The sequence below is a fragment of the Rhizobium sp. 01T437 genome, from assembly GCF_056398505.1.
Genome location: NZ_JBFTPM010000006.1, coordinates 478,416 through 491,097 on the forward strand (window position 1 = coordinate 478,416; position 12,682 = coordinate 491,097).

15 protein-coding genes are annotated in these 12,682 nt (G+C 61.9%); all 15 read left to right on the plus strand.

Annotated elements, in window-relative coordinates; all coding sequences use genetic code 11:
- Nucleotides 1-44 precede the first annotated feature (44 nt).
- The 15 genes from phnG to AC1DM5_RS15515 all read left to right on the plus strand — a co-directional run bounded on the left by phnG (nt 45) and on the right by AC1DM5_RS15515 (nt 12,669).
- On the plus strand, nt 45-521 hold the full coding sequence (gene phnG, locus AC1DM5_RS15445; protein ID WP_477820824.1) for a phosphonate C-P lyase system protein PhnG: 477 nt from the start codon (nt 45-47) through the stop codon (nt 519-521).
- The gene (phnH, locus tag AC1DM5_RS15450; RefSeq protein WP_477820823.1) at nt 521-1,129 is read left to right on the plus strand and encodes a phosphonate C-P lyase system protein PhnH; all 609 of its coding nucleotides are present in this window, start codon (nt 521-523) and stop codon (nt 1,127-1,129) included. Before phnG ends, phnH begins: the two co-directional genes overlap by 1 nt.
- A gap of 4 nt (nt 1,130-1,133) precedes the next feature.
- A complete protein-coding gene (locus tag AC1DM5_RS15455; protein ID WP_477820822.1) occupies nt 1,134-2,240 on the plus strand; it encodes a carbon-phosphorus lyase complex subunit in 1,107 nt (368 codons plus the stop codon).
- Nucleotides 2,237-3,112 (plus strand): alpha-D-ribose 1-methylphosphonate 5-phosphate C-P-lyase PhnJ, encoded by an 876-nt coding sequence (locus AC1DM5_RS15460; RefSeq protein ID WP_477975210.1) that lies wholly within the window; start codon nt 2,237-2,239, stop codon nt 3,110-3,112. The genes AC1DM5_RS15455 and AC1DM5_RS15460 overlap by 4 nt, the downstream gene beginning before the upstream one ends.
- Nucleotides 3,109-3,885, plus strand: a complete 777-nt coding sequence (gene phnK, locus AC1DM5_RS15465; RefSeq protein WP_477820820.1) for a phosphonate C-P lyase system protein PhnK — start codon at nt 3,109-3,111, stop codon at nt 3,883-3,885. The genes AC1DM5_RS15460 and phnK overlap by 4 nt, the downstream gene beginning before the upstream one ends.
- 3 nt (nt 3,886-3,888) lie before the next feature.
- On the plus strand, nt 3,889-4,599 hold the full coding sequence (phnL, locus tag AC1DM5_RS15470; protein ID WP_477820819.1) for a phosphonate C-P lyase system protein PhnL: 711 nt from the start codon (nt 3,889-3,891) through the stop codon (nt 4,597-4,599).
- The gene (locus tag AC1DM5_RS15475; protein ID WP_477820818.1) at nt 4,596-5,213 is read left to right on the plus strand and encodes a DapH/DapD/GlmU-related protein; all 618 of its coding nucleotides are present in this window, start codon (nt 4,596-4,598) and stop codon (nt 5,211-5,213) included. The genes phnL and AC1DM5_RS15475 overlap by 4 nt, the downstream gene beginning before the upstream one ends.
- 118 nt (nt 5,214-5,331) lie before the next feature.
- Nucleotides 5,332-6,177, plus strand: coding sequence for a phosphonate ABC transporter ATP-binding protein (gene phnC, locus AC1DM5_RS15480; RefSeq protein ID WP_477820817.1), 846 nt, complete (start codon nt 5,332-5,334; stop codon nt 6,175-6,177).
- An 87-nt stretch (nt 6,178-6,264) separates the two neighbouring features.
- On the plus strand, nt 6,265-7,173 hold the full coding sequence (gene phnD, locus AC1DM5_RS15485) for a phosphonate ABC transporter substrate-binding protein (protein WP_477975212.1): 909 nt from the start codon (nt 6,265-6,267) through the stop codon (nt 7,171-7,173).
- 67 nt (nt 7,174-7,240) lie between these two features.
- On the plus strand, nt 7,241-8,206 hold the full coding sequence (gene phnE / locus AC1DM5_RS15490) for a phosphonate ABC transporter, permease protein PhnE (RefSeq protein ID WP_113320518.1): 966 nt from the start codon (nt 7,241-7,243) through the stop codon (nt 8,204-8,206).
- A 7-nt stretch (nt 8,207-8,213) separates the two neighbouring features.
- Entirely contained in the window at nt 8,214-9,560 is a 1,347-nt protein-coding gene (gene phnE, locus AC1DM5_RS15495; RefSeq protein ID WP_477820814.1) for a phosphonate ABC transporter, permease protein PhnE, read from the plus strand.
- 139 nt (nt 9,561-9,699) lie between these two features.
- The gene (locus AC1DM5_RS15500) at nt 9,700-10,395 is read left to right on the plus strand and encodes a DUF1045 domain-containing protein (protein ID WP_477820813.1); all 696 of its coding nucleotides are present in this window, start codon (nt 9,700-9,702) and stop codon (nt 10,393-10,395) included.
- A 13-nt stretch (nt 10,396-10,408) separates the two neighbouring features.
- A complete protein-coding gene (locus AC1DM5_RS15505; protein WP_477820812.1) occupies nt 10,409-11,548 on the plus strand; it encodes an alpha-D-ribose 1-methylphosphonate 5-triphosphate diphosphatase in 1,140 nt (379 codons plus the stop codon).
- Between the two features lie 2 nt (nt 11,549-11,550).
- Complete coding sequence (gene phnN / locus AC1DM5_RS15510) at nt 11,551-12,144, plus strand: phosphonate metabolism protein/1,5-bisphosphokinase (PRPP-forming) PhnN (RefSeq protein ID WP_477820858.1); 594 nt, start codon at nt 11,551-11,553, stop codon at nt 12,142-12,144.
- A gap of 18 nt (nt 12,145-12,162) precedes the next feature.
- On the plus strand, nt 12,163-12,669 hold the full coding sequence (locus AC1DM5_RS15515) for a GrpB family protein (protein WP_477820811.1): 507 nt from the start codon (nt 12,163-12,165) through the stop codon (nt 12,667-12,669).
- Nucleotides 12,670-12,682: the final 13 nt, after the last annotated feature.

A 12,682-nucleotide genomic window follows, 5' to 3' on the forward strand; every position in this document is an offset into this window, starting at 1 on the left:
CTTGTATGGTTGTCTATATCAATAGACATTTAGAGGAAAAAACGATGACGGCAGCAGAGAAGACAGACGCTGCGGCGCAGACAGACAACGGGCGCAAACGCACCGTCGACCTGCTGGCCCGCGCTGAAACACAGGAATTGCTGGCGGCGTGGGATGCGCTTGCCGAAAAGCCCGTCGCCCAGCCGGTGCGCGGCCCGGAAACGGGCCTCGTCATGGTTCGCGGCCGCATCGGCGGCGGCGGTTCGCCCTTCAATCTCGGCGAAGTCACGGTGACGCGCGCGACGGTGCGCCTTGCCTCCGGCTCTGTCGGCCATGCGCAGGCGCTCGGTACTGACAGAGAGAAGGCCCGCCTTTCGGCGATCTTCGATGCCCTCTGGCAGGAGGAGGCTACCAAGGGTTTCGTCGAGGATAGACTGCTGTCGCCGGTCGCAAAGCGGATCGCCGACGAGGCAAATCGCAAGGCCGAGGAGACGGCTGCGACCCGCGTCGATTTCTTCACCATGGTGCGGGGAGACAACTGATGAGCGCCAAGACCGATGTTCTGACCGGCGGCTTTGCCGAGCCGGTATTCGAGGCCCAGAGCGTATTCAAGATGCTGATGGACGGCATGGCCCGGCCCGGCACGATCCAGAGCGTAGCAGCCGATGTGACGGCGCCCGCACCGCTCGGCATTGCCGCCGGCGCGATCGGCTTGACGCTCTGCGACCACGACACGCCCGTCTGGCTTTCGTCCGGACTTGCCAGGTCGGCGATCCCGGAATGGCTTGGCTTCCACACCGGCGCACCGCTGACGGCCGAGAAGGCCGAGGCGCGCTTCGCCTTCGTCGAGGCCGGTACGATGCTTTCCACCTTCGGCCTGTTTGCCGCCGGCACGCAGGAATATCCCGACCGTTCGACAACGGTGGTGATCGAGCTTGCCGACCTCGAAGGCGGGCGCCGCCTGGCGCTGATGGGTCCGGGCATCCAGAGCGTGACCGAGATCGCGCCTGTCGGCCTGCCGGAAACGTTCCTGCGCCTGTGGACTGAGAACCGCGCCCTCTTCCCGCGCGGCATCGACATCGTGCTGACGGCAGGCAAGCGTTTCCTCTGCCTGCCGCGCACCACCAAGATCACAGCAACGGAGATCTGAGCTCATGTATGTTGCCGTCAAGGGTGGCGAGGCCGCCATCGCCAATGCCCACCGCCTGCTCGCCGATCGCCGGCGCGGCGACCGTTCCGTGCCGGCGATCGGCATCGAGCAGATCGTCGAACAGCTTGCTCTCGCCGTCGATCGCGTCATGGCCGAAGCCTCGCTCTACGACCGCACGCTTGCCGCACTTGCCGTGCGCCAGTCGCGCGGCGACATGATCGAGGCGATCTTCCTGTTGCGCGCCTATCGCACGACGCTGCCGCGCTTCGGCTATTCCAAGCCGCTCGACACCGCCAATATGCAGATCGAGCGCCGCATCTCCGCCACCTACAAGGATCTTCCGGGCGGCCAGCTGCTTGGGCCTACCTTCGATTATACGCACCGCCTGCTCGATCCCTCGCTGCTTTCGGATGAGGCCGTTGAAGAGCCGGCACAGCGCGAAGCCGAAACCGGCCGCGTCATGCGCGTTTCCGAAATCCTCGCCCAAGAAGGGCTGATCGAGAATGACGGCGAGCTTCCCGAGGACCACGAGACGGGCGACCTGACGCGCGAGCCGATGGAATTCCCGATGACGAGGGATCTTCGCCTGCAGGCGCTTGCCCGCGGCGACGAAGGCTTCCTGCTGGCACTTGGCTATTCCACCCAGCGCGGCTATGGCCGCAACCACCCCTTCACCGGCGAGATCCGCATCGGTGAGGTCGAGGTAGAATTCGACGTGGCCGAACTCGGCTTTGCCGTCTCGCTCGGGCCGATCCAGCTTACCGAATGCCAGATGGTCAACCAGTTCAAGGGTTCGGCCAAGGCGCCGCCGCAGTTCACCCGCGGCTACGGGCTGGTCTTCGGACAGAGCGAGCGCAAGGCGATGGCTATGTCTCTCGTCGACCGTGCATTGCGCGCCGAAGAGCTCGGCGAGGATATCACCGCGCCGGCGCAGGACGAGGAATTCGTCATTTCCCATTCCGACAACGTGCAGGCGACCGGCTTCGTCGAGCACCTGAAGCTTCCGCATTACGTGGACTTCCAGGCCGAACTCGACCTCGTCCGCCGCATGCGCCGCGATTTCGAAGCCGCCCGCAACAGCGGCGAGACCCAAAAGGAGGCCGCCGAATGAGTGATCTCGCCACCTATAATTTCGCCTATCTCGACGAACAGACCAAGCGCATGATCCGCCGCGCCATCCTGAAGGCGATCGCCATTCCCGGCTATCAGGTTCCCTTCGCCTCGCGCGAAATGCCGATGCCCTACGGCTGGGGAACGGGCGGCGTGCAGGTGACGGCCTCGATCATCGGCCCTGACGATGTTCTCAAGGTCATCGACCAGGGTGCGGACGACACGACGAATGCCGTCTCCATCCGCGCCTTCTTCCAGAAGGTCGCCGATGTCGCCGTGACCACCCATACAAAGGACGCGACGATCATCCAGACGCGCCACCGCATCCCCGAGGAAAAGCTCGGGCCCGGCCAGGTTCTCGTCTATCAGGTGCCGACGCCGGAACCGCTGCGCTTCCTCGAACCGCGCGAGACCGAAACACGCAAGATGCATGCGCTGGAAGAATACGRCCTCATGCATGTGAAGCTCTACGAAGACATCGCCCGTAACGGCCGCATCGCCACGACCTACGACTATCCGGTCAAGGTCGCCGGCCGCTACGTGATGGACCCGTCGCCGACGCCGAAATTCGATAATCCGAAAATGCATATGTCGGACGCGCTGCAGCTTTTCGGCGCCGGCCGCGAGAAGCGCATCTATGCCGTGCCGCCCTACACCCAGGTCGTCAGCCTCGATTTCGAAGATCATCCGTTCGAAATCCAGCGCTTCGGCAAGCCCTGTGCGCTTTGTGGCGCAGAGGAAGTCTATCTCGACGAGGTGATCCTCGACGACAAGGGCGGGCGCATGTTCGTCTGCTCCGACACCGATCATTGCGAAGACCGCCGGGCACACGGACATGCCGGCGAAATGCTGGCCCGGGAGGCTGCAGAATGACCGAAATACCGCTTCTCAAAGTCAACGACCTCTCGAAATTCTACGGCAACCGCATCGGCTGCAAGAACGTCTCCTTCGAGCTGTGGCCGGGCGAAGTGCTCGCCATCGTCGGCGAATCCGGCTCGGGCAAGACGACGCTGCTCAACTGCATCTCCACCCGGCTGATGCCGACCACCGGCAGCGTCGAGTATCACATGCGCGACGGCAATTACCGCGACCTCTACCACATGAACGAGGCCGAGCGTCGCTTCCTGATGCGCACGGACTGGGGCTTCGTGCACCAGAACCCGGCCGACGGGCTGCGCATGACGGTATCTGCCGGCGCCAATGTCGGCGAACGCCTGATGGCGATCGGCGACCGGCACTACGGCAAGATTCGCTCGACCGCCATCGACTGGCTGGAGCGCGTCGAAATCGATGCAGACCGCATCGACGACCAGCCCCGCGCCTTTTCCGGCGGCATGCGCCAGCGCCTGCAGATCGCCCGCAATCTCGTCACCGGCCCGCGCCTCGTCTTCATGGACGAGCCGACCGGCGGCCTCGACGTCTCGGTGCAGGCGCGCCTGCTCGACCTGGTGCGCGGCCTCGTCAACGATCTCGGCCTCTCGGCCATCATCGTCACCCACGATCTCGCCGTCGCCCGCCTTCTGTCGCATCGCATGATGGTGATGAAGGACGGCCTCGTCATCGAGCAGGGTCTGACCGACCGCGTGCTGGACGACCCGCGCGAGCCCTATACCCAGCTCCTCGTTTCCTCGATCCTGCAGGTTTAAATCATGGCAACGCCTCTCGTCGTTTCAGAAGTCGCCAAGAGCTTCATCATGCACCTGCGCGACGGCCTCAAGCTGCCGGTCGTCTCCGATGTCTCCTTCTCAGTGGCATCGGGCGAATGCGTCGTGCTCGGCGGTCCCTCGGGCATCGGCAAAAGCTCGCTGCTCAAGATGATCTACGGCAATTATGCCGTCGATACCGGGCAGATCCTCATCAACCACAAGGGCAAGATCGTCGATCTCGCCGCCGGCGACCCGCGCACCATCATCGACGTGCGGCGCCAGACGCTCGGCTATGTCAGCCAGTTCCTGCGCACGGTGCCGCGTGTTGCTGCGCTTGATGTCGTCGCCGAACCGCTCGTCGCACGCGGCGAGGCGGCCGACAGCGCCAGGGAAAAGGCAGCAAACCTGCTTGAAAAGCTCAACCTGCCGGAAGCGCTCTGGCAGCTGCCGCCCTCCACCTTTTCCGGCGGCGAGCAGCAGCGCGTCAACATCGCCCGCGGCTTCATCACCGATCACACGATCCTGCTGCTCGACGAGCCGACCGCCTCGCTCGACGCGAAGAACCGCGCCGTCGTCGTGAGCATGATCGAGGAGAAGAAGAAGGCGGGTGTCGCCCTCCTCGGTATCTTCCACGACGAGGAAGTGCGCGAGGCCGTCGCCGACCGCATTCTCGACGTTCAGCAATTCTCCCCGCGAAAGGCGATCGCAGCATGAGCCGCAAGCTGGGCACCGAGCCCTATTTCCACGAGACAGCCTCCGTTTCCAATTCGACCTTCGGCCGCTACACTGAGGTCTCCGAACGCTGCCGCATCAGCGAGGTGGAGTTCGGCGACTATTCCTACATCATGCAGGACGGCTCGATCTGGTGCGCGACGATCGGCAAGTTCGTCAATATCGCTGCAGCGGTGCGCATCAACGCCACCAACCATCCGACCTGGCGCGCAACGCTGCATCACTTCACCTACCGCGCTGTCGATTACTGGCCGGATGCCGACATGGAGAGCGAATTCTTCGAGTGGCGCCGCTCCAATCGCGTCGTGATCGGCAACGATGTGTGGATCGGACACGGGGCGACGATCCTGCCCGGCGTGACTGTGGGTAACGGGGCCGTCATCGGTGCCGGCGCCGTCGTCTCGAAGGATGTCGCTCCCTACACGATCGTCGGCGGCGTGCCAGCCAAGCTCATCCGCGAACGCTTTCCGAAAGAGGTTGGCGAGCGCATGGACAGGCTTGCCTGGTGGGACTGGGAACACGACCGGCTGCGCGAAGCACTAGCGGATTTCCGGGCGCTCGGGGCCGAAGACTTCCTTTCGCGCTACGGTGGTTGAGCCCAATTTTGCGGTGTGGGGAATTGTGACAGGACTTACACAAAACTGACATGCGAGGTTCATGAAGCGAGACTAATGCGATCCCTGACGCAAGGCTGTAATGCGAAGGAAGAGCATGATGTTCGAACTGAAGAATGTCACACGCCGGTTCGGAAAGAAGCTCGCTGTTGATTCCGTAACGTTGGACATTCCGCAGGGCCAGATGGTCGGCATCATCGGCCGTTCGGGCGCCGGCAAGTCCACCCTCCTGCGCATGATCAACCGCCTGCAGGAGCCCTCCTCCGGCACCATCCATTTCGGTGGTGTCGAGGTTTCCGGCCTTCGTGGCCAGGCACTGCGCAACTGGCAGCGCGACTGCGCGATGATCTTCCAGCAGTTCAATCTCGTAGCGCGTCTCGACGTACTGACCAACGTCATGCTCGGCCGCCTGAACCACCGCTCGACGGTCCTTAGCCTGCTCAACATCTTCAGCCGTGAAGAGCGCATCCAGGCCATCGCGGCGCTCGAGCGCCTCGGCATCGAGCAGACGGCGCTGCAGGCCGCCGGCACGCTTTCGGGCGGCCAGCAACAGCGCGTGGCGATCGCCCGCGCGCTGATGCAGAACCCGAAGATGGTTCTGGCCGACGAGCCGATCGCTTCGCTCGACCCGCTGAACGCCAAGATCGTCATGGACGCTCTGCGCGACATCAACGAGCGCGAAGGCATCACCGTCGTCACCAACCTGCACACGCTCGATACGGCCCGCAACTACTGCGAACGCATCGTCGGCATGGCGGGCGGCCGCGTCGTTTTCGACGGAAAGCCTTCCGAACTGACCACCGAGGCCGTGAAGGAAATTTACGGCACGGACAAGGATGGCGCGGGCATCGACGAAACGATGACGTCGACGGCAATCAACATGGCTCCGGAAGGAGCCGAAAACCAATCCGCCGGCAACCAACCGCTGGCGCTGGCCGGTCTGTGAGAGGGACGGCCGCGATCGAATGCCCGCGTCAAGGGCACATTTCTTCTTAACAAAACGACCGAGCCCCGGTCATTCAGGAGAGAACCCATGTTGAAGAAAGCACTTTTTGCGGCGACGGCGATCCTGTCGCTCGCAGCCGGCGCTGCCAATGCCGCTGACCTCAAGGAATTCCGCATCGGCATTCTCGGCGGCGAAAACGAAACCGACCGCCTGCGCAACTACGCCTGCCTTGCAGACCACCTGAAGCAGGAATTCGGCTTCGAGAAGGTTTCGCTCTTCCCGGCTGCTGACTATGACGGCGTTATCCAGGGTCTCCTCGGCGGCACGCTCGACTTCGCTGAACTCGGCGCTTCCGGCTACGCAGCTGTTTACATCAAGGACGCCAAGGCTGTTACGCCGATCCTGACGACGCAGCAGAAGGATGGCTCCACGGGTTACTACTCGATCGGTCTCGCTCTGAAGTCCTCCGGCATCAAGACGATCAAGGACGCCAAGGGCAAGAAGCTCGGCTACGCCGATCCGGACTCCACCTCGGGCTACCTCGTTCCGCTGACGCAGATCCCGAAGGATACCGGCGCTCCGAACGACAAGTTCTTCGCTTCCACGCAGTTCAACGGCGGCCACGAGAACAACCTTCTCGCTGCTTACGATGGCAAGGTCGACGTTGCTGTTGACGACTCTTCGGGCATCGGCGATTTCAAGGACGGCTACACCTCCGGTACCTTCCGCAAGGAAGTCGACAAGGGCGCCGTCGACCCGAACAAGCTGGTTGAAGTATGGCGTTCGCCGCTGATCCCGAACGGCCCGCTCGTCGTTCGCAACGCTCTCGGCGAAGAGTGGCAGAAGAAGCTCACCACCTTCTTCACGGCTCTGCCGGAGAAGGACCACAAGTGCTTCGCAGCTATCGAAGGCGGCGACTACAAGGGCTACTCCCCGGTCAAGCACGACTTCTACAACGCCGTTGTAGAAGTTCGTAAGGCTGCCATCGGCGGCTAATTGCGCCATTCGTGTACGGGGCGGCCGGCAACGGCCGCCCTTTTTCTTGTGACCAGGCGAGGCGCTCATGACTATTGCCGATACACAACCGCATGTGCCGATGCAGAGCACGAAGGATATCGCCACCGCTTGGGACAAGATGATCGCCAGGCGGCGCTTCTACACCATCCTCGGTCTGGTCATCCTGTTCGCGGCCTTCGTAAGCTCCGTGCGTTTTGCCGACGAAAGCAATGCCGGTCACTTCTTCGACCGCCTTCCGCACCTTTTCGACTTCCTGAGTTGGCTGATCCCGAAGGACTGGGCCGACGTCTGGCGCGCGCTTTTCGACATAGCGAGCCCGAACGACAAGGGCGGCGAAGAATTCAACTTCTTCAAGGGCCGCGTCTACGTCTGGGGCGATTTCTATATTCCCGAATATTTCGAGCTGATGATCATCACGATCAATATCGCGCTCGTCTCGACCATCATCGCCTTCATCTTCGCAGTTCCGCTCAGCTTCTTTGCAGCGCGCAATCTGACGAAGAACTGGCCGCTGCGCATCTTTACCAAGCGCCTCATGGAATTTCTGCGCGCTTTTCCTGAGATCGTCATTGCCGGCCTGTTTTCGGCAATCCTGTCGATCGGTCCGGTAGCCGCCATCATCGCGATCACGCTCCATACGATCGGCGCACTCGGCAAGCTCTTCTACGAAGTCGCCGAGAATATCGACATGAAACCGGACGAAGGCATGAGGGCCGTCGGCGCGAACTGGATAGAGCGCGTCCGTTTCGCCGCACTGCCGCAGGTCATGCCCAACTACGCGTCCTACGCACTGCTGCGCCTCGAGATCAACGTGCGCGCATCCACCATCATCGGCGCCGTCGGCGGCGGCGGTATCGGTGAAGAGCTCAAGCTCTCCATTTCCCGCGGCTTCGGCGCCAAGACTGTGGCGCTGGTGCTGCTGCTCTTCGTGACGATCGTCGCGGTCGACCAGTTCTCCGCCTGGCTGCGCCGCCGGCTCGTCGGCGAACACGCCTTCCTCCTGCAACATTGAGGCCGCCATGACGGTAATCGACGCAAACCGCATGCATGAGATCGAAACGCGCTATCCGGAATATTTCCACCGGTCCTTTCGCCAGCGTTTCGGTGGCCTGCTGATCGTTCTCGCGACGATCCTCTACGGCAGCTACGCCGTCTGGTTCTTCGACCTGCCGAAAGTCATCGCCGAAGCCCATTGGGAACGCTTCGGCATCTATATGAGCCAGTGGATCAGCTACGATGTGCAGCCGGAATTCCGTCTCGAGGATGACGGCACCATCCAGACACGTTACCCGCGCTTTTCGCCGCTTGGCGACGATCCGCATCCGGACTGGGTGAAGGCCAATGCCGATGGCAGCATCACGGTTCTCGTCAGCGGCAGCGGCCGCACGGTGACCGTCAGCAAGAGCCAGACGGTGATCACGGCCCATGGCGTCACGGTGCCGGTCGACGTTACCAGTGGCGCGCCGAAGGTCGTCGGTCCGGTTCCGAACTGGATGACGGTCTATGACGATAACGTGCTCGCCGATCTTGGCTTTGCCGGTGATGTCAGCATCTCGGTCGATCGCGTGAAGGTGCGCAAGCGCTTCATCGGCTGGGCGAACTTTGTCTTCGACACGCAGTCGCCCTTCTTCGACAAGCCGGCAAGCGAAGTCATCAGCCTTATCGTTTCCGGCCCCCGCATCCATCCCGACCAGTCGAACCTGTCACTCGCCTTCGATAATATCTGGAACAATAGCGAATGGCAGCATGGCGACGTCTGGACCAAGCTCTTCCAGACCATCGTGATGGCCTTCCTCGGCACGCTGCTCGGCTCGCTCGCGGCTTTCCCGCTCGCCTTCATGGCGGCGCGTAACATCACGCCAAACAGGTTCCTCAATCAGGCTCTGAAACGGTCCTTTGATTTCCTGCGCTCGGTCGACATGCTGATCTGGGCCCTCTTCCTGACCCGCGCCTTCGGTCCGGGTCCGCTCGCCGGTTCCGGCGCCATCTTCCTCACGGAGACCGGCACGCTCGGAAAGCTCTATTCGGAAGGCCTTGAGAACATCGACAACAAGCCGCGTGAAGGCGTGAAATCGACAGGCGCCTCGACCGTACTCGTTCATCGGTACGGCATCATGCCGCAGATCGTTCCTGTTATCGTCGGTCAGACGCTCTACCAGTGGGAATCAAACGTACGCGGCGCGACGATCATTGGCGCCGTCGGCGCCGGCGGTATCGGTCTCAAGCTCTGGGAGGCCATGCGCACCAATTCCAACTGGGAAAACGTCGCCTACATGGTCATCCTGATCCTGATCGTCGTCTTTCTGTTCGACGCCGCATCGAACGCGCTGCGCCATCGCCTGATGGGCACCCAGGCCGGTCACTGAGCCCAAGTAAAAGATGATGACGGCCCTGCCGTCATCATCATTCTGTCATGGAAATCTTTTAGCCGGAGCGTGCTTGCGGTTCGCCGCCAAATCACTGCACATTGCCCTCCCCGTTCGGACGATCTCCAGGATAAAAGCCTTGCGCTACGCTCTCTATTTTTCGCCGTCCAAGGATGATCCCCTGACGGATGCGGCCTCCGTCTGGCTCGGCCGTGATGCCTTTACCGACGAGACCTATCCTGCGCCCGAATACGAGACGCTGCCGGCTGGAGAACAATTCGAACTGACGGCCGATCCGCGCCGCTATGGCTTCCATGCGACGATCAAGGCACCCTTCGAGCTTGCCTCCTCCGTGACCGAAAAGGACCTAATGGCGGTCGTCGAAGATTTCGCCGCCAATACGCCGGCCTTTGAAATCCCGGAGCTGGTGCTTGGCCAGCTTGGTCGCTTCTTTGCTCTTGTGCCAGGTTCGCTGCACCAACCGCTTCAGGATTTCGCGGCAAAGGTGGTAAAGTCTTTCGAGCCATTCCGGGCGGCACTTTCCGAGGCCGATATTATCAGGCGCAAACCGGAAAGGCTCTCTGAGAGCCAGCGTAATAATCTCATGCGCTGGGGCTATCCATATGTCATGGATGACTTCGGCTTCCACATGACGCTGACCGGGCAGGTGCCGGAAGAGCGCGCGGAAGTGATGAAGGCGATCCTGACGGAGCGTTTCGCAGGTTTCACCGGCAGGCCGCTTCGCATTTCCGGCCTTGCCGTCTTTAGCGAGGAGGCGCGCGGCGCGCCTTTCAAAGTCCACACATGGCTGCCGCTTGCTGGCGCCAAAAGCTGAAAGATTTTCCGACATGAGCAAAGAAACCGTTCTTTCAAACGCCCGCATCGTTCTCGAGGACGATATTCTTTCGGGCTCTATTCTGATCCGCGACGGCAAGATCGCCGATATTTCGGAAGGCAACTCGGTAGCCGGCGAAGATTTCGAGGGTGACTACATCATTCCCGGCCTCGTCGAGCTGCACACGGACCATCTGGAAGGCCACTATTCGCCGCGTCCGGGTATCCGCTGGAACAAGACGGCGGCCATCCAGGCCCATGACGCGCAGATCGTCACCTCAGGCATCACCACGGTCTTCGACTGCCTGCGCATGGGTGCTGACGAAGACGGCGGCTTCGAGCATGGCGAGATGCGCGAGATGGCCGACGCCATCCAATCCGCCGAAAAGGAAGGGCGCCTGCGCGCCGAGCATCTCATCCATCTGCGTTGCGAAGTTTCAGCCGACAACGTGCTGCAGCACTTCGCCGATTTCGAAAACGACCCTTATGTCCGTCTCGTCTCGCTGATGGACCATGCGCCTGGCCAGCGCCAGTTCCAGACAATGGACCAGTACATCTTTTACTATCAGAAGAAGCGCGGTCTTTCCGATGAGGAGTTCGCCCGCTTCTGCGCCAGACGTATCGCCGAGTCCGATCGCAATTCGACGCCAAATCGCGACGCGATCTCCAAGGTCTGCGCCGAACGCGGCATCACAGTTGCGAGCCATGACGACGCCACATCCGCCCATGTCGATGAGGCGATTGAAAACGGCGTGCGCCTGGCCGAATTCCCGACCAGCGTCGACGCAGCCCGGCTGTCGCATGAAAACGGCATGAGCGTTCTGATGGGCGCGCCGAACATCGTGCGCGGCAAATCGCACTCCGGCAATATCGCCGCGCGTGATCTGGCGCAGCTCGGCGTTCTCGACGTGCTTTCGTCCGACTATGTGCCGCTCAGCCTGCTGCATGCGCCCTTCATTCTTGCCGACGAGGTTGAGGGCATTACGTTGTCGAAGGCAATTGCAATGGTGACGGCAACGCCGGCGCGCACCGTCAGCCTCAACGATCGCGGCCGCATCGAAACCGGCCTGCGTGCCGATCTCGTCCGCGTTCACCGTTCGCACGGCGTGCCGGTGACGCGTTCCGTCTGGCGTGAAGGACGCCGTGTCGCATGATGATGTCACACGAACCCCATCCGGGCGCCGGTGCCGAGCGCGGCATCATGGTCGTCGTCGTCGGTCCGAGCGGAGCTGGCAAGGACACGCTGATGAACCTTGCGGCCCGGCATTTCGATCGCCGGGAAGACGTGCACTTTGCCCGCCGTATCATCACTCGTGACGGCGCTGCCGGCGGAGAAGATCATCTTGCCGTTTCGGATGCCGGATTCGCATCGATGGAGCAGGCCGGCGCCTTTGCCGTCTGGTGGGAGGCGCATGGTCTCAAATACGCCATTCCGGGGGAGGTTTCCGTAGCACTTTCCAAGGGCCACATAGTCGTTGCGAATGGTTCACGCTCGGCGCTGCACCGTTTCCAGGCCGCCTTTCCGCGGCTGAAGGTCATCAATGTGACGGCCCGCCCGGAAGTGCTGGCCAACCGCCTGGAAGCGCGCGGCCGCGAGACGCATGAGGACATCATGGCCCGCCTCGCCCGCGGCCCGCTGACGGTGCGCGGCGATTACGATGTCGTGGAGCTCGACAACAGCGACTCGCTGGAAGAAGCCGAGCGCAAGATGATCGACATCCTGGATGGCTTCCTGAAGGAAATCGTCTGAACGGGACAGGAAACGAGAATGGCCATTCGTGTCGTCGACTATGACCCGGAATGGCCGTCTCTCTTCCGTCAGATCGTCGGTGAGCTTGAGCCGTTTCTCGCCGATCTCGGCCCGGTCTTTCATCATGTCGGCAGCACATCCGTCCCCGGGCTGGCGGCCAAGCCGAAGATCGATCTGCACGCCGCCTTTGCGAATGCGGATGTGCTTCCCGAGGCGATCGAACGTGTGCAATCGCTCGACGTCTACACCTTCCATGGTGACAAATATCGACAGCAGACCTGGACTTTCACCAGCGGCAAGGGCTCGTACGGCGCGCGGCTCTATCTCTGCACGACTGATAATGCCGTGCTGCGAGACCGGATCGCTTTTCGGGACTATCTGCGCGCCCACACGGAACGGGCGAACGCCTATGCCGCCCTCAAGATGAAGCTCATGGGCGAGGCAAATGACGATTGGGATTATTATACCGGCGGCAAGCGTGACTTCGTGCTCGAGACGCTGCGGCTGGCCTCTGAGGAAGGATAACCAGCCGCGATCC